Origin of the sequence: Escherichia sp. MOD1-EC6819, assembly GCF_002965765.1 — a bacterium.
Taxonomy (GTDB): domain Bacteria; phylum Pseudomonadota; class Gammaproteobacteria; order Enterobacterales; family Enterobacteriaceae; genus Escherichia; species Escherichia ruysiae.
Window position 1 is genome coordinate 314,585 of the sequence record NZ_PTRG01000001.1, and the last position, 20,890, is coordinate 335,474.

Annotated in this window: 18 protein-coding genes and 1 other RNA gene; 14 read left to right on the forward strand and 5 right to left on the reverse strand. The window is 49.9% G+C overall.

The window, feature by feature from the left end:
- Nucleotides 1-20: 20 nt before the first annotated feature.
- Nucleotides 21-1,592, reverse strand: a complete 1,572-nt coding sequence (garD, locus tag A7Z06_RS01590) for a galactarate dehydratase (protein ID WP_105279315.1) — start codon at nucleotides 1,590-1,592, stop codon at nucleotides 21-23.
- A 544-nt stretch (nucleotides 1,593-2,136) separates the two neighbouring features.
- Between garD and garL the strand changes: the two genes are divergently transcribed.
- The 4 genes from garL (at nucleotide 2,137) to rnpB (ending at nucleotide 5,478) form a co-directional block, all read left to right on the forward strand.
- Entirely contained in the window at nucleotides 2,137-2,907 is a 771-nt protein-coding gene (gene garL, locus A7Z06_RS01595) for a 2-dehydro-3-deoxyglucarate aldolase (protein ID WP_001058057.1), read from the forward strand.
- 29 nt (nucleotides 2,908-2,936) lie between these two features.
- Nucleotides 2,937-3,827: a 2-hydroxy-3-oxopropionate reductase gene (garR, locus tag A7Z06_RS01600; protein WP_024165151.1), complete on the forward strand. Its 891-nt coding sequence runs from the start codon at nucleotides 2,937-2,939 to the stop codon at nucleotides 3,825-3,827.
- 96 nt (nucleotides 3,828-3,923) lie between these two features.
- A complete protein-coding gene (gene garK, locus A7Z06_RS01605; protein ID WP_010346319.1) occupies nucleotides 3,924-5,069 on the forward strand; it encodes a glycerate 2-kinase in 1,146 nt (381 codons plus the stop codon).
- A 32-nt stretch (nucleotides 5,070-5,101) separates the two neighbouring features.
- Nucleotides 5,102-5,478: RNase P RNA component class A (rnpB, locus tag A7Z06_RS01610), an RNA gene on the forward strand.
- A 464-nt stretch (nucleotides 5,479-5,942) separates the two neighbouring features.
- Here the strand turns inward: rnpB and tdcR are convergent.
- The gene (gene tdcR / locus A7Z06_RS01620; protein WP_038808901.1) at nucleotides 5,943-6,161 is read right to left on the reverse strand and encodes a transcriptional activator TdcR; all 219 of its coding nucleotides are present in this window, start codon (nucleotides 6,159-6,161) and stop codon (nucleotides 5,943-5,945) included.
- Between the two features lie 313 nt (nucleotides 6,162-6,474).
- Between tdcR and tdcA the strand changes: the two genes are divergently transcribed.
- The 9 genes from tdcA (at nucleotide 6,475) to cyuA (ending at nucleotide 18,200) form a co-directional block, all read left to right on the forward strand.
- Nucleotides 6,475-7,413: a transcriptional regulator TdcA gene (gene tdcA, locus A7Z06_RS01625; RefSeq protein WP_105279317.1), complete on the forward strand. Its 939-nt coding sequence runs from the start codon at nucleotides 6,475-6,477 to the stop codon at nucleotides 7,411-7,413.
- A gap of 99 nt (nucleotides 7,414-7,512) precedes the next feature.
- Entirely contained in the window at nucleotides 7,513-8,502 is a 990-nt protein-coding gene (tdcB, locus tag A7Z06_RS01630; protein WP_000548353.1) for a bifunctional threonine ammonia-lyase/L-serine ammonia-lyase TdcB, read from the forward strand.
- Nucleotides 8,503-8,523: 21 nt separating this feature from the next.
- The gene (tdcC, locus tag A7Z06_RS01635; RefSeq protein WP_000107715.1) at nucleotides 8,524-9,855 is read left to right on the forward strand and encodes a threonine/serine transporter TdcC; all 1,332 of its coding nucleotides are present in this window, start codon (nucleotides 8,524-8,526) and stop codon (nucleotides 9,853-9,855) included.
- A 25-nt stretch (nucleotides 9,856-9,880) separates the two neighbouring features.
- On the forward strand, nucleotides 9,881-11,089 hold the full coding sequence (tdcD, locus tag A7Z06_RS01640) for a propionate kinase (protein ID WP_010346322.1): 1,209 nt from the start codon (nucleotides 9,881-9,883) through the stop codon (nucleotides 11,087-11,089).
- Between the two features lie 33 nt (nucleotides 11,090-11,122).
- Nucleotides 11,123-13,417 carry a 2-ketobutyrate formate-lyase/pyruvate formate-lyase gene (gene tdcE, locus A7Z06_RS01645; protein WP_000861701.1) on the forward strand — a complete coding sequence of 765 codons (2,295 nt, stop codon included), beginning with the start codon at nucleotides 11,123-11,125 and terminating at the stop codon, nucleotides 13,415-13,417.
- A 13-nt stretch (nucleotides 13,418-13,430) separates the two neighbouring features.
- Nucleotides 13,431-13,820 (forward strand): enamine/imine deaminase, encoded by a 390-nt coding sequence (locus A7Z06_RS01650; protein WP_000719986.1) that lies wholly within the window; start codon nucleotides 13,431-13,433, stop codon nucleotides 13,818-13,820.
- 68 nt (nucleotides 13,821-13,888) lie between these two features.
- Nucleotides 13,889-15,253: an L-serine ammonia-lyase gene (gene tdcG, locus A7Z06_RS01655; protein ID WP_000622149.1), complete on the forward strand. Its 1,365-nt coding sequence runs from the start codon at nucleotides 13,889-13,891 to the stop codon at nucleotides 15,251-15,253.
- Nucleotides 15,254-15,530: 277 nt separating this feature from the next.
- A complete protein-coding gene (locus A7Z06_RS01660) occupies nucleotides 15,531-16,862 on the forward strand; it encodes an amino acid permease (protein ID WP_000401618.1) in 1,332 nt (443 codons plus the stop codon).
- 27 nt (nucleotides 16,863-16,889) lie between these two features.
- Nucleotides 16,890-18,200 (forward strand): cysteine desulfidase, encoded by a 1,311-nt coding sequence (gene cyuA, locus A7Z06_RS01665; protein WP_000460496.1) that lies wholly within the window; start codon nucleotides 16,890-16,892, stop codon nucleotides 18,198-18,200.
- A 140-nt stretch (nucleotides 18,201-18,340) separates the two neighbouring features.
- Here the strand turns inward: cyuA and yhaL are convergent, their stop codons facing one another.
- Together yhaL and A7Z06_RS01675 are read right to left on the reverse strand one after the other, a co-directional pair.
- Nucleotides 18,341-18,505 carry a protein YhaL gene (gene yhaL, locus A7Z06_RS01670; RefSeq protein ID WP_010346326.1) on the reverse strand — a complete coding sequence of 55 codons (165 nt, stop codon included), beginning with the start codon at nucleotides 18,503-18,505 and terminating at the stop codon, nucleotides 18,341-18,343.
- A gap of 22 nt (nucleotides 18,506-18,527) precedes the next feature.
- Nucleotides 18,528-19,229, reverse strand: coding sequence for a pirin family protein (locus A7Z06_RS01675; RefSeq protein WP_000633570.1), 702 nt, complete (start codon nucleotides 19,227-19,229; stop codon nucleotides 18,528-18,530).
- Nucleotides 19,230-19,333: 104 nt separating this feature from the next.
- Here A7Z06_RS01675 and yhaJ point away from each other — a divergent pair, with 104 nt between their 5' ends.
- Nucleotides 19,334-20,230 (forward strand): DNA-binding transcriptional regulator YhaJ, encoded by an 897-nt coding sequence (yhaJ, locus tag A7Z06_RS01680; RefSeq protein WP_001041002.1) that lies wholly within the window; start codon nucleotides 19,334-19,336, stop codon nucleotides 20,228-20,230.
- Nucleotides 20,231-20,263: 33 nt separating this feature from the next.
- Here the strand turns inward: yhaJ and A7Z06_RS01685 are convergent, their stop codons facing one another.
- Nucleotides 20,264-20,632, reverse strand: a complete 369-nt coding sequence (locus A7Z06_RS01685; protein ID WP_000384146.1) for a DUF805 domain-containing protein — start codon at nucleotides 20,630-20,632, stop codon at nucleotides 20,264-20,266.
- Nucleotides 20,633-20,890: the final 258 nt, after the last annotated feature.

Here is a 20,890-nt window from a genome sequence, read left to right on the forward strand (position 1 = left end):
GAGGCGCGTTCCAAAAGAAATCAGGTCACCGGCGCCGGGTTAAACACCGCCAGTTGGTTATGCAGTCCCCATTGATCCGAGAAGGTTTTCTTCTTCCCGCTGGCGACATCGAGAATAAAGTGGAACAGCTTCCAGCCCACCTCTTCAATGGTCTCTTCGCCGGTGGCGATAGTGCCCGCATTAATATCCATCAAATCAAACCAGCGGTTCGCCAGTTCGGTGCGGGTCGCCATTTTAATGACCGGCACCGCCATCAGACCGTACGGTGTGCCGCGACCGGTCGTAAATACTTGCACGGTAATCCCTGAAGCCACCTGTTGGGTGCCACAGACGAAATCGCTGGCTGGCGTCGCGGCGTAAATTAATCCGCGTTTGGTCGGACGCTGACCGGGTGACAGCACTTCTACAATCGCGCTTTTACCTGATTTAGCAATGGAGCCGAGTGCCTTTTCCACCACGTTTGCCAGACCGCCTTTTTTGTTACCCGGCGAAGGGTTGGCGCTGCGGTCGGTTTTCCCCATATTGAGATAGTTGTCGTACCACTCCATCTCTTCCAGCAGGCGCTTGCCAACCTCTTCGTTAACAGCGCGCGGCGTCAGCAGATGAATGGCGTCACGCACTTCCGTGACTTCTGAGAACATCACCGTTGCGCCGCAGCGCACCAGTAAATCAGATGCATAACCCACTGCCGGGTTTGCCGTTACACCAGAAAACGCATCGCTGCCGCCGCACTGCATACCGACAACCAGTTCTGAAGCTGGACAGGTTTCTCGCTGCCGTTGATTTAATTTGTGCAGATGGCGATCGGCAACTTGCAAAATATCCTCGACCATTGACTGAAAACCGACATGTTTTTCATCCTGCAAGCTGACAATACTGGCACTTTCCACTGGAATAGCCGGTACATCATCCGTGCCGATCAGCAGGCGCTCAGGTTGCAATTTCTCGCAACCCAGACCAATCACCATCACCTCACCGCCAAAGTTTGGGTTAAGCGAAATGTTGTGAATAGTACGAATAGGCACCACCGCCGCCGGAGCGTTAATCGCCACGCCACAACCGTACAGATGATTCAGCCCCACCACGCCATCGACGTTCGGGTATTTCGGCAGCAGGTCACGCTCAATGATTTTCACCACGTAATCCACCACGCCCGCCACACAGTGGACGCTGGTGGTGATGCCGAGCAGGTTTTTGGTTCCCACGCTGCCATCGGCATTGCGATAGCCTTCAAAGGTATAACCTTCAAGCGCCGGTAAGGGTTCCGGCACTTTAGTTGCCAGTGGCAGCGTGTGTAATGGCGGCGCTTCCGGCAGTACTACCATTGATTCGTCGATCCAACTTCCGCGTGGGATCGCGCGCACGGCGTAACCAATCACTTCGCCATAACGAATAATTTCACCACTAGCCGGAATGTCCAGCAATGCGACTTTATGCCCCTGGGGAATATGTTCAATTAATTCCAGCCCATCCGGAAAACGCGTTCCTGCTTTCAGGCCATTATCATTAACAATAATTGCCACATTATCTGTGTTGTGAACTTTTATATAAAACGCAGTCGGCGTTTCTTGTCTGATTTCGATGTTGGCCATTATCCCGTTTTCTCCGGTCGCTGGTAATAATAAATTTATGTTGATTGATTCTGATGACAGAAATAATTTTATCTGCGAGATGGAATAAGAGTGTCAGGAGATGAAAAGTCAGTATGTGATCAACATCACTAATTATCGTGATAGCAGGGCAACCGGGGCAGGCAAAGCGTAAATATGTGCATTGGCACGCAGCGTGATAGGCATATGCTCAAAATAATATTTATATCAGACAAACATAATGAGCATTTGCACAATGCCTATTGTTTCTGTGCTGATTATACTCATTGTCGAAAACGGATTTATTATTGTGCAGTGGCCAATATTCGTTAATAGAATATTTAATAAATAGCACTGACCTTTTTGCTATCGACTGAATATAAACATGATTAGTGGGATTGATGAATAAGGAACGCATGTGCCTTTTTAATCTTACTGCCTATTTTTATTGTCATCGAAGAGATTGCCCTCTTTCAATACTGCACCAGGAAGCCTGATTGGCGACATTAAACGTATGGAATTGCAGAAATAAGCAAAGGTATAAGCGATGAATAACGATATTTTCCCAAATAAGTTCAAAGCCGCGTTGGCAGCGAAACAGGTACAGATTGGCTGCTGGTCAGCACTTTCTAACCCAATTAGCACGGAAGTTCTTGGTTTAGCTGGCTTTGACTGGCTGGTGCTGGATGGCGAACATGCGCCAAACGATATCTCCACGTTCATTCCTCAGTTGATGGCTCTGAAGGGGAGCGTCAGCGCGCCAGTGGTGCGTGTACCGACCAACGAACCGGTGATCATCAAGCGTCTGCTGGATATCGGTTTTTATAACTTCCTGATCCCCTTTGTGGAAACGAAAGAAGAAGCGGTGCAGGCGGTGGCATCTACCCGTTATCCACCAGAAGGTATTCGCGGCGTCTCCGTTTCTCACCGCGCCAATATGTTTGGCACCGTGGCGGATTACTTCGCTCAGTCGAATAAGAACATCACCATTCTGGTGCAAATTGAAAGCCAGCAAGGCGTTGATAACGTTGATGCTATCGCCGCAACCGAAGGCGTGGACGGTATCTTCGTTGGCCCCAGCGATCTGGCAGCGGCATTAGGTCATCTCGGCAATGCGTCGCATCCGGATGTGCAAAAAGCGATTCAACATATTTTTAATCGCGCCAGAGCCCACGGCAAACCCTGCGGCATCCTCGCCCCTGTCGAAGCCGATGCGCGTCGTTATCTGGAATGGGGCGCTACGTTTGTGGCCGTTGGCAGCGATCTCGGCGTATTCCGTTCCGCCACGCAGAAACTGGCAGATACCTTTAAAAAATAACCACCACCGCAACAAGAGAGATGATTGATATGACTATGAAAGTTGGTTTTATTGGCCTGGGTATTATGGGTAAACCAATGAGTAAAAACCTCCTGAAAGCAGGTTACTCGCTGGTGGTTGCTGACCGTAACCCTGAAGCCATTGCTGAAGTGATTGCCGCAGGCGCAGAAACAGCGTCTACGGCTAAAACTATCGCTGAACAGTGCGACGTCATCATAACCATGCTGCCAAACTCCCCTCATGTGAAAGAGGTGGCGCTGGGTGAAAATGGCATCATTGAAGGCGCGAAGCCAGGTACGGTATTGATCGATATGAGTTCAATCGCTCCGCTGGCAAGCCGTGAAATCAGCGAAGCACTGAAAGCGAAAGGTATTGATATGCTGGACGCCCCGGTGAGCGGCGGTGAACCGAAAGCCATCGACGGTACGCTGTCAGTGATGGTGGGCGGCGACAAGGCTATTTTCGACAAATACTATGATTTGATGAAAGCGATGGCGGGTTCCGTGGTGCATACCGGGGAAATCGGTGCAGGTAACGTCACCAAACTGGCAAACCAGGTCATTGTGGCGCTGAATATTGCCGCGATGTCAGAAGCGTTAACGCTGGCAACCAAGGCGGGCGTTAACCCGGATCTGGTTTATCAGGCAATTCGCGGTGGACTGGCGGGCAGTACCGTTCTTGACGCCAAAGCGCCTATGGTCATGGACAGAAACTTCAAGCCAGGCTTCCGTATTGATCTGCATATTAAGGATCTGGCAAATGCGCTGGATACCTCCCACGGCGTTGGTGCGCAATTGCCGCTAACTGCTGCGGTTATGGAGATGATGCAGGCACTACGTGCCGATGGTTTGGGAACGGCGGATCATAGCGCCCTGGCGTGCTACTACGAAAAACTGGCGAAAGTCGAAGTTACTCGTTAATGACGTCGCGCCCGGATGGCGTATTGCAATCCGGGCCTGGAATCCAGGCCGAATAAGAGAAACGCCCTCCGGCGTCATGTGGTAACAGGCACAGGTATGAAAATCGTAATCGCCCCAGACTCTTATAAAGAAAGTTTATCTGCCAGCGAGGTTGCGCAGGCGATAGAAAAAGGATTTCGGGAAATTTTTCCTGATGCACAGTACGTTTCTGTTCCGGTTGCTGATGGCGGCGAAGGAACGGTGGAAGCGATGATTGCAGCTACCCAGGGTTCCGAACGTCACGCCTGGGTTACAGGGCCACTGGGCGAGAAGGTGAATGCCAGTTGGGGGATCTCTGGCGATGGTAAAACCGCGTTTATTGAAATGGCGGCGGCCAGTGGGCTGGCGTTAGTACCGTCGGAAAAGCGTGATCCGTTGGTGACGACTTCTCGCGGCACGGGAGAGTTAATTTTGCAGGCGCTGGAGAGTGGCGCGACCAGTATTATTATTGGCATCGGCGGCAGTGCCACCAACGACGGCGGTGCGGGGATGATGCAGGCGCTGGGGGTGAAGTTAAGCGATGTCAACGGTAATGAAATCGGTTTTGGCGGCGGCAGTCTTAATACCCTGAATGATATTGATATATCCGGCCTCGATCCGCGTTTAAAAGATTGCGCTATTCGCGTCGCCTGCGATGTCACTAATCCACTGGTGGGCGATAACGGTGCTTCGCGTATTTTTGGCCCGCAAAAAGGGGCTAATGAAGCCACGATTATCGAACTGGACAAGAATCTCTCTCACTATGCTGATGTCATCAAAAAATCGCTGCATGTTGATGTGAAATACGTCCCCGGTGCAGGGGCTGCAGGCGGTATGGGGGCGGCGCTAATGGCGTTTCTTGGCGCAGAGCTAAAGAGCGGCATTGAGATTGTGACGACGGCGCTCAATCTGGAAGAACATATTCATGATTGCTCGTTGGTGATCACCGGAGAAGGCCGCATTGATAGCCAGAGCATTCACGGTAAAGTGCCGATTGGCGTAGCGAACGTCGCGAAGAAATACAATAAACCGGTAATTGGTATTGCGGGTAGTCTGACGAAGGATGTCGGCGTTGTGCATCAGCATGGCATCGATGCTGTATTCAGCGTGTTGAACAGTATTGTTACGCTGAATGAAGCTTTCAGTGGGGCTTATGACAATATTTACCGTGCTTCACGCAATATCGCCGCGACGCTGGCGATTGGAATGCGTAACGCGGGGTGACAAGGGCGCGCAAACCCTCTATACTTCGCGCCGAAGCTGACCAGACAGTCGCCGCTTCGTCGTCGTCCTCTTCGGGGGAGACGGGCGGAGGGGAGGAAAGTCCGGGCTCCATAGGGCAGGGTGCCAGGTAACGCCTGGGGGGGAAACCCACGACCAGTGCAACAGAGAGCAAACCGCCGATGGCTCACGCAAGTGGGATCAGGTAAGGGTGAAAGGGTGCGGTAAGAGCGCACCGCGCGGCTGGTAACAGTCCGTGGCACGGTAAACTCCACCCGGAGCAAGGCCAAATAGGGGTTCATAAGGTACGGCCCGTACTGAACCCGGGTAGGCTGCTTGAGCCAGTGAGCGATTGCTGGCCTAGATGAATGACTGTCCACGACAGAACCCGGCTTATCGGTCAGTTTCACCTCTTCAACAGAAACCCGCCAGTGCAAAACTGGCGGGTTTTTGCTTTTGGAGCGGGCGGTAAGATGAATGACTGTCCACGACGCTATACCCAAAAGAAAGCGGCTTATCGGTCAGTTTCACCTCTTCAACAGAAACCCGCCAGTGCAAAACTGGCGGGTTTTTGCTTTTGAAGCAGGCAGTAAGATGAATGACTGTCCACGACGCTATACCCAAAAGAAAGCGGCTTATCGGTCAGTTTCACCTGTTTTAACGAAAACCCGGCAGTGCAAACTGGCGGGTTTTTGCTTTTGGAGCGAGCAGTAAGATGAATGACTGTCCACGACGCTATACCCAAAAGGAAGCCCAATATAAACACTCTTTTTAGTCACCCTGTGCTCTCTTCTGATAGCTTACTTCGAATGGCAATTATTAGTTTTGTGATCCTCAACACAAAATGCTGTTCCGCAACTGGAATGCAAGAATAAATCATGGAAAACGATTGCATTCACAAAATGACGTTCTGCAAAAGAGACAATGAATGACGTTAATCAATTGTTCGAGATGATCAATATCTGTATTCGAGATTTTAAAATATTGATAAAATAAATGTTCTATCTCCAACAAATAGCGCAAAAAAATGTGATGTACCGCATTATTTATCTGTGGAAATGATTTATTTATAATAAAATTTGATAACTTGCTAATTAAATTTAACTTAAAAGTCGTCTGCGAAATACACGATAATTGCTTGAAATATCGTCTAAGAGCATTTTTTAATAACAAAAATTAAGTGTGTCGTTATCGCCATAAAATATGGTTATCCCCCCTTGTTTTTTTGATAAAAGTCAGCCTTTGTGTTGATTTTATTTATATAACTCATTGATATTAAATGATTATATGCCTTTAAGGATATACCTGGAAAACTAATGAAAGTTAATTTGTGAGTGGTCGCACATATCCTATTCATTGCATTTTGATACACTTCATACCGTCAATGAGGTAATTAACGCGGGTTGTTATGAGCACTATTCTTCTTCCTAAAACGCAACACCTGGTAGTCTTTCAGGAAGTCATTAGAAGTGGCTCTATTGGCTCGGCTGCAAAAGAATTAGGGTTAACTCAACCAGCGGTCAGTAAAATCATTAACGATATCGAAGATTATTTTGGCGTGGAATTAGTGGTGCGGAAAAATACCGGCGTAACGCTGACGCCAGCTGGTCAATTGTTGCTCTCACGCTCCGAATCCATTACCCGCGAAATGAAAAATATGGTTAATGAGATTAGCGGTATGTCCTCTGATGCAGTCGTGGAGGTCTCATTTGGTTTTCCATCGCTGATCGGCTTTACCTTTATGTCCGGGATGATCAACAAATTCAAAGAGGTGTTCCCGAAAGCGCAGGTCTCAATGTATGAAGCGCAATTGTCCTCGTTCTTACCGGCTATCCGCGACGGGCGTCTGGATTTTGCGATAGGTACGTTAAGTGCAGAAATGAAGCTTCAGGATTTGCATGTCGAGCCGCTGTTCGAGTCAGAGTTCGTACTGGTTGCCAGTAAGTCCCGAACATCCACCGGCACCACCACGCTGGAGTGTTTGAAAAACGAACAGTGGGTGTTGCCGCAAACGAATATGGGATACTACAGCGAACTACTCACCACGTTACAAAGAAATGGCATCAGTATTGAAAACATTGTTAAAACCGACTCAGTCGTGACAATTTATAATCTTGTTCTCAATGCTGATTTCTTAACCGTGATTCCCTGCGATATGACTTCACCTTTTGGTTCTAATCAATTTATTACCATTCCGGTTGAGGAAACATTACCGGTAGCGCAATATGCCGCAGTATGGTCGAAAAATTATCGTATTAAAAAAGCAGCATCGGTTTTGGTGGAATTAGCCAAAGAATATTCATCTTATAATGGGTGTAGACGAAAGCAATTAATAGAATCTTGTTAGTTATTTGTTTTTTTATTTAAACATAAATAATCCACCTGCCTTTTTGCAGGTGCTGGTTACGGTTACCTACATATTTAATTCAGGCTAAGAGGTTTTATAATGCATATTACATACGATCTGCCGGTTGCTATTGATGACATTATTGAAGCAAAACAACGTCTGGCTGGGCGAATTTATAAAACAGGCATGCCTCGATCTAACTATTTTAGCGAACGTTGCAAAGGTGAAATATTCCTTAAGTTCGAAAACATGCAGCGTACCGGGTCATTTAAAATTCGTGGCGCATTTAATAAATTAAGCTCCTTAACTGATGCTGAGAAACGTAAAGGTGTAGTGGCCTGTTCAGCAGGGAACCACGCGCAAGGGGTTTCGCTCTCCTGTGCGATGTTGGGGATTGATGGTAAAGTTGTAATGCCGAAAGGCGCGCCAAAATCCAAAGTTGCGGCAACGTGTGACTACTCTGCTGAAGTGGTACTGCACGGCGACAACTTCAACGACACTATCGCCAAAGTGAGCGAAATTGTCGAAACGGAAGGTCGCATCTTTATTCCACCTTATGATGATCCGAAAGTGATTGCCGGTCAGGGAACCATTGGGCTGGAAATTATGGAAGATCTTTATGATGTCGATAACGTCATTGTGCCAATTGGCGGTGGCGGTTTAATTGCCGGTATTGCGGTGGCAATTAAATCTATTAACCCGACCATTCGTGTTATTGGTGTGCAGTCAGAAAACGTTCACGGCATGGCGGCTTCTTTCCACTCCGGAGAAATAACCACGCACCGAACTACCGGCACCCTGGCGGATGGTTGTGATGTCGCCCGCCCGGGTAATTTAACTTACGAAATCGTTCGTGAATTAGTCGATGACATCGTGCTGGTTAGTGAAGACGAAATCAGAAACAGTATGATTGCCTTAATTCAGCGTAATAAAGTCGTTACCGAAGGTGCAGGCGCTTTGGCATGTGCTGCATTATTAAGCGGTAAATTAGACCAATATATTCAAAACAGAAAAACCGTCAGTATTATTTCTGGCGGTAATATCGATCTTTCTCGCGTCTCTCAAATCACCGGTTTCGTTGACGCTTAATTAATTCGTTGAGGATAGGATATGAGTACTTCAGATAGCATTGTATCCAGCCAGACAAAACAATCGTCCTGGCGTAAATCAGATACCACATGGACGTTAGGCTTGTTTGGTACGGCAATCGGCGCCGGGGTGCTGTTCTTCCCTATCCGCGCAGGTTTTGGCGGACTGATCCCGATTCTTCTGATGTTGGTATTGGCATACCCGATTGCGTTTTATTGCCACCGGGCGCTGGCGCGTCTGTGTCTCTCTGGCTCTAACCCTTCCGGCAACATTACGGAAACGGTAGAAGAGCATTTTGGTAAAACCGGCGGTGTGGTCATCACGTTCCTGTATTTCTTCGCGATTTGCCCACTGTTGTGGATTTATGGCGTTACCATCACCAACACCTTTATGACCTTCTGGGAAAACCAGCTCGGTTTTGCGCCGCTGAACCGTGGCTTCGTGGCGCTGTTCCTGCTGCTGCTGATGGCGTTCGTCATTTGGTTTGGTAAAGATCTGATGGTTAAAGTGATGAGCTACTTGGTATGGCCTTTTATCGCCAGCCTGGTGCTGATTTCTCTGTCGCTGATCCCTTACTGGAACTCTGCGGTTATCGATCAAGTTGACCTTGGTGCGCTGTCGTTAACAGGTCATGACGGTATCCTGATCACCGTCTGGCTGGGGATTTCCATCATGGTTTTCTCCTTTAACTTCTCACCAATCGTCTCTTCTTTCGTCGTTTCTAAGCGTGAAGAGTATGAGAAAGACTTTGGTCGCGACTTCACTGAGCAGAAATGTTCACAAATCATCTCTCGCGCCAGTATGCTGATGGTTGCAGTGGTCATGTTCTTTGCCTTCAGCTGCCTGTTTACGCTGTCTCCGGCGAACATGGCGGAAGCAAAAGCGCAGAATATTCCGGTGCTTTCTTACCTGGCTAACCACTTTGCATCCATGACCGGCACCAAAACGACGTTCGCTATTATTCTGGAATATGCGGCGTCCATCATCGCGCTGGTTGCTATCTTCAAATCTTTCTTCGGTCACTATCTGGGGACGCTGGAAGGTCTGAACGGTCTGATTCTGAAGTTCGGTTATAAAGGCGACAAAACCAAAGTGTCGCTGGGTAAACTGAATACTCTCAGCATGATCTTCATCATGGGTTCAACCTGGGTTGTTGCCTACGCCAACCCGAACATCCTGGATCTGATTGAAGCCATGGGCGCACCGATTATCGCATCCCTGCTGTGCCTGTTGCCGATGTACGCCATCCGTAAGGCGCCGTCTCTGGCGAAATACCGTGGTCGTCTGGATAACGTGTTTGTTACTGTGATTGGTCTGCTGACCATCCTGAACATCGTATACAAACTGTTTTAATCCATAACTCAGGATGAGAAAAGAGATGAATGAATTTCCGGTTGTTTTGGTTATTAACTGTGGTTCGTCTTCGATTAAGTTTTCCGTGCTCGATACCTGTGACTGTGAAGTATTAATGTCAGGTATTGCCGATGGTATTAACTCGGAAAATGCATTCTTATCCGTAAATGGGGGAGAGCCAGCACCGCTGGCTCACCACAGCTACGAAGGTGCATTGAAGGCAATCGCATTTGAACTGGAAAAACGGAATTTAAATGACAGTGTGGCCTTAATTGGCCACCGCATCGCCCACGGCGGCAGTATTTTTACCGAGTCCGCTATTATTACCGATGAGGTCATTGATAATATCCGCCGCGTTTCTCCACTGGCTCCGCTGCATAATTACGCCAATTTAAGTGGCATTGAATCGGCGCAGCAATTATTTCCTGGCGTAACTCAGGTGGCGGTATTTGATACCAGTTTCCACCAGACTATGGCTCCGGAAGCTTATTTATACGGCCTGCCGTGGAAATATTATGAAGAGTTAGGTGTGCGCCGTTATGGTTTCCACGGAACCTCGCACCGCTATGTTTCCCAGCGCGCCCATTCGCTGCTGGACCTTGTGGAAGATGACTCCGGGCTGGTTGTGGCGCATCTTGGCAATGGCGCGTCAATCTGCGCGGTTCGTAACGGTCAGAGCGTAGATACTTCAATGGGAATGACGCCGCTGGAAGGCTTGATGATGGGGACGCGCAGTGGTGATGTCGACTTCGGCGCGATGTCCTGGGTTGCCAGTCAAACCAATCAGAGCCTGGGCGATCTGGAACGCATAGTGAATAAAGAGTCGGGATTATTAGGTATTTCCGGTCTTTCTTCCGACCTGCGCGTACTGGAAAAAGCCTGGCATGAAGGACACGAGCGCGCACAACTGGCAATTAAAACTTTTGTTCATCGAATTGCCCGTCATATTGCCGGACACGCTGCCTCATTACATCGTCTGGATGGCATTATATTTACCGGCGGAATAGGCGAAAACTCAAGTTTAATTCGTCGTCTGGTCATGGAACATTTAGCCGTATTAGGCGTTGAGATTGATGTGGAAATGAATAATCAATCTAATTCCTACGGTGAACGTATTATTTCCAGTGAAAATGCGCGCGTAATTTGCGCCGTTATTCCGACTAATGAAGAAAAAATGATTGCCTTAGATGCAATTCATTTAGGCAAAGTTAACGCTCCCGCAGAATTTGCATAATTTAGTTGAAGTCTTGTAGAGAGATTATTTTTCATGAAGGTAGATATTGATACCAGCGATAAGCTGTACGCCGACGCATGGCTTGGCTTTAAAGGTACGGACTGGAAAAACGAAATTAATGTCCGCGATTTTATTCAACACAACTATACGCCTTATGAAGGTGATGAATCTTTCCTTGCTGAAGCAACGCCAGCGACCACGGCATTGTGGGAAAAAGTAATGGAAGGCATTCGTATCGAAAATGCGACCCACGCGCCGGTTGATTTCGATACTGATATTGCCACTACCATTACCGCCCATGATGCTGGTTATATTAATCAGCCGCTGGAAAAAATTGTTGGTCTGCAAACCGATGCGCCGTTAAAGCGCGCGCTGCATCCGTTTGGCGGCATTAATATGATTAAAAGTTCATTCCACGCATATGGCCGTGAAATGGACAGCGAATTTGAGTACATCTTTACCGATCTGCGTAAAACCCATAATCAGGGCGTATTTGATGTTTACTCACCTGATATGCTGCGCTGCCGTAAATCTGGCGTACTGACCGGTTTGCCGGACGGTTATGGTCGTGGTCGTATCATCGGAGACTATCGCCGCGTGGCGCTGTACGGCATCAGTTATCTGGTACGTGAACGCGAACTGCAATTTGCCGATCTCCAGTCTCGTCTGGAAAAAGGTGAGGATCTTGAAGCCACCATCCGTCTGCGTGAAGAGCTGGCGGAACATCGTCATGCGCTGTTGCAGATTCAGGAAATGGCGGCGAAATACGGCTTCGACATCTCCCGTCCGGCGCAGAATGCGCAGGAAGCGGTGCAGTGGCTCTACTTCGCTTACCTGGCGGCGGTGAAATCGCAAAACGGCGGCGCAATGTCTCTGGGTCGTACCGCATCGTTCCTCGATATCTACATCGAGCGCGACTTTAAAGCCGGCGTGCTTAATGAGCAGCAGGCGCAGGAACTGATCGACCACTTCATCATGAAGATCCGCATGGTGCGCTTCCTGCGTACACCGGAATTTGATTCGTTGTTCTCCGGCGATCCCATCTGGGCGACGGAAGTGATCGGCGGGATGGGGCTGGATGGCCGCACTCTGGTGACTAAAAACTCCTTCCGCTATCTGCATACCCTACACACCATGGGACCAGCGCCGGAACCAAACCTGACTATTCTGTGGTCGGAAGCATTGCCGATTGCCTTCAAAAAATATGCGGCGCAAGTATCTATCGTCACCTCTTCTTTGCAGTATGAAAACGACGATCTGATGCGTACTGACTTCAACAGCGACGATTACGCGATTGCCTGCTGCGTCAGCCCAATGGTGATTGGTAAGCAGATGCAGTTCTTCGGTGCACGCGCTAACCTGGCGAAAACACTGCTGTACGCAATCAACGGCGGGATGGACGAGAAGCTGAAGATTCAGGTCGGCCCGAAAACGGCACCATTGATGGACGACGTGCTGGATTACAACAAAGTCATGGACAGCCTCGACCATTTCATGGACTGGCTGGCGGTGCAGTACATCAGCGCGCTGAACATCATCCACTACATGCACGACAAGTACAGCTATGAAGCCTCGCTGATGGCGCTGCACGATCGTGATGTCTATCGCACCATGGCTTGCGGCATCGCGGGTCTGTCGGTGGCGACGGATTCACTTTCCGCTATTAAATATGCCCGAGTGAAACCCATCCGTGACGAAAACGGTCTGGCGGTGGACTTTGAAATCGACGGCGAATATCCACAGTACGGCAACAACGACGAGCGTGTAGACAGTATTGCTTGTGACCTGGTTGAACGCTTTATGAAGAAAATTAAAGCACTGCCAACCTATCGCAACGCCGTGCCGACCCAGTCGATCCTGACTATCACTTCTAACGTGGTGTACGGACAGAAAACCGGTAACACACCGGACGGTCGCCGCGCGGGTACGCCGTTTGCGCCGGGCGCTAACCCGATGCACGGTCGTGACCGCAAAGGCGCGGTAGCCTCGCTGACTTCCGTGGCGAAACTGCCGTTCACTTACGCCAAAGACGGTATTTCGTACACCTTCTCGATCGTCCCAGCGGCGCTGGGTAAAGAAGATCCGGTACGCAAAACCAACCTTGTTGGTCTGCTGGATGGATATTTCCATCACGAAGCGGACATCGAAGGCGGTCAACATCTCAACGTTAACGTTATGAATCGGGAAATGTTGTTGGATGCCATTGAGCACCCGGAAAAATACCCGAACCTGACAATCCGTGTCTCTGGCTACGCTGTGCGCTTTAACGCGCTGACTCGCGAACAGCAACAGGATGTGATTTCACGTACCTTTACCCAGGCGCTCTGACGCCGGAGGATGTATGAAAAAGATTATCGAAACGCAACGTGCCCCAGGCGCAATCGGCCCTTATGTTCAGGGTGTTGATTTAGGCAGCATGGTCTTCACCTCCGGGCAAATTCCGGTTTGCCCGCAGACTGGCGAGATCCCGGCTGATGTGAAAGATCAGGCGCGTTTAAGCCTTGAAAACGTCAAAGCGATCGTGGTTGCTGCTGGCCTCACCGTTGGCGATATCATCAAGATGACGGTATTCATCACCGATCTGAACGACTTTGCCACCATCAATGAAGTCTATAAGCAGTTCTTCGATGAGCATCAGGCGACGTACCCGACCCGTAGCTGCGTGCAGGTCGCGCGTTTGCCGAAAGATGTGAAGCTGGAAATTGAAGCTATCGCAGTACGTAGCGTGTAAAGCCCGGAGCGGGGCGATTGCAGAGTCGTCCCGCCCTCTTCACAGAATGGCAATCCGAGAGTGTGGTTATGATTAGTGCATTCGATATTTTCAAAATTGGTATTGGCCCCTCCAGTTCGCATACCGTGGGGCCAATGAATGCTGGAAAAAGTTTTATCGACCGACTGGTGAGTAGTGGCTTATTAACTGCAACAAGTCATATTGTGGTCGATCTTTACGGGTCGTTGTCACTGACGGGCAAAGGCCATGCCACGGATATCGCCATCATTATGGGACTGGCAGGAAACAGCCCGCAGGATGTTGTTATTGATGAGATCCCTGCATTTATTGAACTTGTGACGCGCAGTGGGCGACTGCCGGTGGCTTCTGGTGCGCATATTGTTGATTTTCCTGTAGCAAAGAACATTATCTTCCATCCCGAAATGTTGTCTCGTCATGAGAACGGGATGCGGATTACTGCCTGGAACGGGCAGGAAGAGCTATTAAGCAAAACCTATTACTCTGTCGGCGGCGGGTTTATCGTTGAAGAAGAACACTTCGGCCTGTCGCACGATGTCGAAACACCCGTACCTTATGACTTCCACTCGGCAGGCGAACTGCTGAAAATGTGTGATTACAACGGCCTGTCTATTTCTGGCCTGATGATGCATAACGAGCTGGCGCTGCGCAGCAAAGCGGAAATTGATGCAGGGTTTGCTCGTATCTGGCAGGTGATGCACGACGGTATTGAACGCGGCATGAATACCGAAGGCGTATTGCCTGGCCCGCTCAATGTCCCACGCCGGGCGGTGGCGCTGCGCCGTTTGCTGGTCTCTAGTGACAATATCTCTAACGATCCAATGAACGTCATCGACTGGATCAATATGTTTGCTCTGGCGGTCAGCGAAGAAAACGCCGCTGGCGGGCGTGTAGTGACAGCACCAACTAACGGCGCTTGCGGTATTATTCCGGCAGTGCTGGCCTATTACGATAAATTCCGCCGTCCGCTCAATGAGCGATCCATCGCCCGTTTTCTACTGGCGGCTGGCGCTATTGGCGCGCTGTATAAAATGAATGCCTCCATCTCTGGTGCGGAAGTGGGGTGTCAGGGCGAAATTGGCGTGGCCTGTTCGATGGCGGCGGCAGGGTTAACCGAACTGCTGGGCGGCAGCCCGGCGCAGGTATGCAATGCGGCGGAAATCGCTATGGAGCATAACCTTGGGCTGACCTGCGATCCGGTTGCCGGACAAGTGCAAATTCCGTGTATTGAACGTAACGCTATCAACGCTGTGAAAGCGGTAAACGCCGCGCGGATGGCAATGCGGCGTACCTCTGCACCGCGTGTTTCGCTCGATAAAGTGATCGAGACGATGTATGAAACTGGCAAAGATATGAACGATAAATACCGCGAAACTTCACGCGGAGGACTGGCGATAAAAGTGGTCTGCGGCTGATATTTCATCCGCATTTATCTTTGGGTGCACAAAATGTGCACCCTTTTTTATTGTGATCTGCCGCAAATAGAGAATAATTGTTTCTTTTCTGTTTATTTTATAGAAAATTATTATCCATAACTGCTATTTCAAAGTCTTGATTGTGAAGATTTTCTCTAACCTCACGCGTATCATTTCTTCATTCTAATAACTCGCCTGCAAAAAAACGTAGACCGCGTATCGCCTTGATGCGGCTCGAAAAAAATAAAAAGCCCTACAAAATATTGAGCGAGAAATTATGGAAATTGCAACGAATAAAGGCGTTATTGCAGACGCTTCGACCCCGGCGGGTCGTGCTGGAATGAGTGAAAGTGAATGGCGTGAAGCAATCAAATTCGACAGTACCGACACCGGCTGGGTGATTATGAGTATCGGGATGGCGATTGGCGCGGGGATTGTTTTTCTCCCGGTACAGGTCGGTTTGATGGGATTGTGGGTATTTTTGCTCTCATCAGTGATTGGTTACCCGGCAATGTATCTGTTTCAGCGGTTGTTTATTAATACGCTGGCAGAATCACCGGAGTGTAAAGATTACCCCAGCGTCATCAGCGGTTATTTAGGTAAAAACTGGGGCATCCTGTTAGGTGCACTCTATTTCGTGATGTTGGTGATCTGGATGTTCGTCTATTCCACCGCCATCACCAACGATAGCGCCTCCTATTTACATACTTTTGGCGTGACGGAAAGCGTGCTATCAGACAATCCGTTTTATGGACTGGTACTGATTTGCATTCTGGTAGCCATCTCCTCACGCGGCGAGAAACTGTTATTCAAGATTTCGACTGGCATGGTTCTGACCAAGCTACTGGTGGTCGCGGCGCTGGGCGTGTCGATGGTGGGAATGTGGCATCTGTATAACGTGGGTTCGCTGCCGCCGCTGGGGCTGCTGGTGAAAAACGCCATTATTACGCTGCCGTTTACCCTGACGTCGATTCTGTTTATCCAGACATTAAGCCCGATGGTGATTTCCTATCGCTCGCGGGAAAAATCGATTGAAGTAGCGCGGCATAAAGCGTTGCGGGCAATGAACATCGCGTTCGGCATTCTGTTTGTTACCGTCTTTTTCTACGCCGTGTCGTTCACGCTGGCGATGGGACATGACGAAGCGGTAAAAGCCTACGAGCAGAATATTTCCGCGCTGGCGATTGCCGCACAGTTTATTAGCGGTGACGGTGCAGCGTGGGTAAAAGTGGTTAGTGTCATTCTCAATATCTTTGCCGTAATGACCGCGTTTTTTGGCGTCTATTTAGGCTTCCGTGAAGCAACGCAAGGGATCGTAATGAACATCCTGCGCCGCAAGATACCGGCCGAGAAGATTAACGAAACTCTCGTTCAGCGCGGCATCATGATTTTCGCCATTTTACTGGCCTGGAGCGCCATCGTACTGAACGCGCCGGTGTTGAGCTTCACCTCTATCTGTAGCCCGATTTTCGGCATGGTAGGGTGCCTGATCCCGGCGTGGCTGGTTTACAAAGTACCGGCATTACACAAATACAAAGGGATGTCTCTGTACCTGATTATCGTCACCGGTTTGTTGCTTTGCGTTTCTCCGTTCCTGGCATTTTCTTGATTTACCTGAAATTTTAAGGTTTTTATTATGTTTGATTCGACTTTAAATCCGTTATGGCAGCGTTACATCCTCGCCGTTCAGGAGGAAGTAAAACCGGCGCTGGGATGTACTGAACCTATTTCACTGGCGCTGGCAGCGGCGGTTGCTGCGGCAGAACTGGAAGGTCCGGTTGAACGTGTAGAAGCCTGGGTTTCGCCAAATCTGATGAAGAACGGTCTGGGCGTTACTGTTCCCGGCACGGGAATGGTGGGACTGCCGATTGCGGCGGCGCTGGGAGCGTTAGGTGGAAATGCCAAAGCCGGGCTGGAAGTGCTGAAAGACGCAACTGCGCAGGCGATTGCTGATGCCAAAGCATTGCTGGCGGCGGGGAAAGTCTCGGTTAAGATCCAGGAACCTTGCGACGAGATCCTCTTCTCACGCGCCAAAGTCTGGAACGGCGAGAAGTGGGCGTGTGTCACCATCGTCGGTGGACATACCAACATTGTGCATATTGAGACGCACAATGGCGTGGTATTTGCCCAGCAGGCATGTGTGACAGAGGGGGAGCAAGAGTCGCCGCTGGCGGTGCTCTCCAGAACGACGCTCGCCGAGATCCTGAAGTTCGTCAATGAAGTCCCGTTTGAGGCGATCCGCTTTATTCTCGATTCTGCGAAGTTAAACTGTGCATTATCGCAGGAAGGTTTGAGTGGCAACTGGGGGCTGCATATTGGCGCAACGCTGGAAAAACAGTGTGCGCGCGGTTTGTTGGCGAAGGATCTCTCCTCGTCGATTGTGATTCGTACCAGCGCGGCATCTGATGCGCGTATGGGCGGCGCAACGCTTCCGGCGATGAGTAACTCCGGTTCTGGTAACCAGGGGATCACCGCGACAATGCCCGTAGTGGTGGTCGCGGAACACTTCGGGGTGGATGATGAACGGCTGGCACGCGCGCTGATGCTTTCGCATTTGAGCGCGATTTACATCCATAACCAGTTGCCGCGTTTATCCGCGCTGTGCGCGGCGACGACGGCAGCAATGGGGGCTGCCGCTGGGATGGCGTGGCTGGTGGATGGGCGTTATGAAACGATCTCTATGGCGATCAGCAGTATGATCGGCGATGTCAGCGGCATGATTTGCGATGGTGCGTCGAACAGTTGTGCGATGAAGGTTTCGACCAGTGCTTCGGCAGCGTGGAAAGCGGTGTTAATGGCGCTGGATGATACCGCCGTGACCGGCAATGAAGGGATTGTGGCGCATGATGTTGAGCAGTCGATTGCCAATCTGTGTGCGCTGGCAAGCCATTCGATGCAGCAAACGGATCGGCAGATTATCGAGATTATGGCGAGCAAGGCCAGATAAGCGGCGAGTCTTGGGTATCGTACCTGAAGCCGGATGCGATGCTGGCGCATCTTATCCGGCCTACGAGTGGTGCAATTTATTGATATTGCTGGGTTTTGTAGGCCGGATAAGGCGTTTACGCCGCATCCGGCAACCTGTCTTTATGCGGCGGCTTCATCCTCGGCTAACCGCGTTTCGGCGTCGGCTACTATCGCTTCCAGCTCGCTCAACATCTCTTCATAGCCAAAGTTTTTAGTTGCGCGAGTGGTTTCTTTCGCCACAACGGGCTTCACTGACTGGCGTTTCTTCGCCGATTTTTTACTCATCATCTTCTCCCTGTAAAAACAACTAGACAGGTAAATCTATCAGTAAAGCGCGCAGCGGGGAATCAGCAACCAGCGTAATGTTAGCCTCGTCACGAATAAATGCACCATCACCGCAGGTCAGTGCCGCTTTCTCTTCATGATGCGTAATTGCATGAAATTGGCCGTGAATCGATTGTAAATAGGCGCGCGGGCCGTGAAGTTGAAAGTTCGCACTTTCGCCCTTAGCGAGCACAATATGATGCAACCACACTTGCTGGCGCAGTTGCAGGCTACCCTCTGTGCCATCGGGCGAGGCGATTAATTGCTGCTTGCCCATATTAAGCGCCAGTTTTTGAATCAGCGGATTCTCTCGCTGCGGGCAGGCATCCAGCCAAAGCTGCATCCGCGTTAACGGTTTGTCTTTGCTAATGTTATGTTCGCTATAACTCACGCCCGGCTGAGTAGAAAGCAATAAGGCTTCACCGGCGCTGGCCTGAACATGATTGCCTTCACTGTCGCGGTATTCTGCTTCTCCATCCAGAATCACATTCAAAATATCGACTTTTGGATAGGTTCGTGGCTGAAAGGCGGCTCCTGGAGCCAGCACTTCCTGATTGAGCACGCGCAGGGAGGCGTAGCCTAACAATTTAGGGTCGAAGTAGTGTCCAAAGGAAAAAGTATACCGGGCCTGTAACCATCCGTAGTCTGCTTGTCCACACTGCCTGGCAGTTCGGGTAGTAATCATAATTATTGACCTCTCTTTACTTCCTTTTATGGTAAGGGGCTAGACGCTACATTGTTAGCCAGATATTCTGCCCGGTATGTTCAAATTTCCTGAATGAGAACGACATGGCCAAAGAAAGGGCATTAACGCTGGAAGCACTGCGTGTTATGGACGCGATCGATCGCCGTGGCAGTTTTGCGGCAGCAGCAGATGAGCTGGGACGCGTGCCTTCTGCGCTTAGCTACACCATGCAAAAACTGGAAGAAGAGCTGGATGTGGTACTGTTTGACCGCTCTGGCCATCGCACCAAATTCACCAATGTCGGGCGTATGTTGCTGGAGCGAGGACGCGTTCTGCTGGAAGCCGCAGATAAACTGACTACCGATGCGGAAGCCCTCGCGCGCGGTTGGGAAACGCATCTCACCATTGTGACCGAGGCGCTGGTGCCGACGGCTGCCTTTTTCCCTTTGATCGACAAACTGGCGGTGAAAGCCAATACCCAACTGGCAATTATCACCGAAGTGCTGGCGGGCGCGTGGGAGCGGCTGGAGCAGGGGCGAGCGGATATAGTTATCGCGCCGGATATGCATTTTCGTTCCTCGTCGGAGATCAACTCGCGCAAGCTCTATACCTTAATGAACGTCTACGTTGCCGCGCCGGATCACCCGATTCACCAGGAGCCGGAACCGCTTTCTGAGGTGACGCGCGTGAAATATCGCGGAATTGCGGTTGCGGATACCGCTCGTGAGCGTCCGGTATTGACGGTGCAGTTGCTGGACAAACAGCCGCGCTTAACGGTCAGCACCATTGAAGATAAACGCCAGGCGTTACTGGCGGGGCTGGGTGTCGCAACTATGCCGTATCCGATGGTGGAAAAAGATATTGCGGAAGGACGGCTACGTGTCGTTAGCCCGGAATCGACCAGCGAGATCGATATTATTATGGCCTGGCGTCGCGACAGTATGGGAGAAGCAAAATCCTGGTGTTTGCGGGAAATTCCAAAGTTGTTCGCCGGAAAATAAACGATTAAGCACCTTTCACAAGGTGCTTAATTATTATTCCTGTTCCAGTTTCGGGTCTGGCCCAAAGCGGTTTTCACCCGGTGTACCCGCCTGGCAGTTAAAGACGATGATAATCAGCCAGCCGATAAACGGGATTAAGAACAGCAGTACCCACCACGCCGAGCGGTCGGTGTCGTGCAGGCGGCGGAACTGAACTGCCCACCACGGTAAAAACACCAGAATGCCATAGATTGTCGTCAGGATGCCTTCGCCACCGGCGCGTTGCCAGCCTAACATTTTATCCAGTAGTCCCAGCACGAACGTAAAGATGATGTTGACCAGAATAAACATCCAGTACTCTTTGCGCCGCGCACGACCCCGAAATCCGACATAATTTTTTAGTACTTTCAGATACCAGTCCATTTTTGCCTCAATTTTGCTCAATCACTTGTTTTTAAAGCAGCAAATTAAGAATAGACATGAATGAAATGGCAGTAAATATCACTATGATGAATTAATAAGGCGCAATGAACGGAACTTCAGACTGATGGCAAGCGCAAAATCGCCAGATGCGCTACGCTTATCTGGCCTGTGAGTTCTCTGCAATATATTGAATATACAATATTTTTAGGTCAAATAAGCCGTTCAAGCCGCATCCGACATGAACAACACGCACTTAGC

Bases quoted from the DNA above. Each gene is read 5' to 3' on its own strand.
- cyuA (WP_000460496.1), top strand. From the start codon at position 16,890: ATGTTTGATTCGACTTTAAATCCGTTATGGCAGCGTTACATCCTCGCC.
- yhaJ (WP_001041002.1), top strand. From the start codon at position 19,334: ATGGCCAAAGAAAGGGCATTAACGCTGGAAGCACTGCGTGTTATGGAC.
- tdcD (WP_010346322.1), top strand. From the start codon at position 9,881: ATGAATGAATTTCCGGTTGTTTTGGTTATTAACTGTGGTTCGTCTTCG.
- tdcA (WP_105279317.1), top strand. From the start codon at position 6,475: ATGAGCACTATTCTTCTTCCTAAAACGCAACACCTGGTAGTCTTTCAG.
- garD (WP_105279315.1), bottom strand. From the start codon at position 1,592: ATGGCCAACATCGAAATCAGACAAGAAACGCCGACTGCGTTTTATATA.
- garR (WP_024165151.1), top strand. From the start codon at position 2,937: ATGACTATGAAAGTTGGTTTTATTGGCCTGGGTATTATGGGTAAACCA.
- A7Z06_RS01660 (WP_000401618.1), top strand. From the start codon at position 15,531: ATGGAAATTGCAACGAATAAAGGCGTTATTGCAGACGCTTCGACCCCG.
- tdcE (WP_000861701.1), top strand. From the start codon at position 11,123: ATGAAGGTAGATATTGATACCAGCGATAAGCTGTACGCCGACGCATGG.
- yhaL (WP_010346326.1), bottom strand. From the start codon at position 18,505: ATGAGTAAAAAATCGGCGAAGAAACGCCAGTCAGTGAAGCCCGTTGTG.
- A7Z06_RS01650 (WP_000719986.1), top strand. From the start codon at position 13,431: ATGAAAAAGATTATCGAAACGCAACGTGCCCCAGGCGCAATCGGCCCT.
- garK (WP_010346319.1), top strand. From the start codon at position 3,924: ATGAAAATCGTAATCGCCCCAGACTCTTATAAAGAAAGTTTATCTGCC.
- tdcC (WP_000107715.1), top strand. From the start codon at position 8,524: ATGAGTACTTCAGATAGCATTGTATCCAGCCAGACAAAACAATCGTCC.
- A7Z06_RS01685 (WP_000384146.1), bottom strand. From the start codon at position 20,632: ATGGACTGGTATCTGAAAGTACTAAAAAATTATGTCGGATTTCGGGGT.
- A7Z06_RS01675 (WP_000633570.1), bottom strand. From the start codon at position 19,229: ATGATTACTACCCGAACTGCCAGGCAGTGTGGACAAGCAGACTACGGA.
- tdcG (WP_000622149.1), top strand. From the start codon at position 13,889: ATGATTAGTGCATTCGATATTTTCAAAATTGGTATTGGCCCCTCCAGT.
- garL (WP_001058057.1), top strand. From the start codon at position 2,137: ATGAATAACGATATTTTCCCAAATAAGTTCAAAGCCGCGTTGGCAGCG.
- tdcB (WP_000548353.1), top strand. From the start codon at position 7,513: ATGCATATTACATACGATCTGCCGGTTGCTATTGATGACATTATTGAA.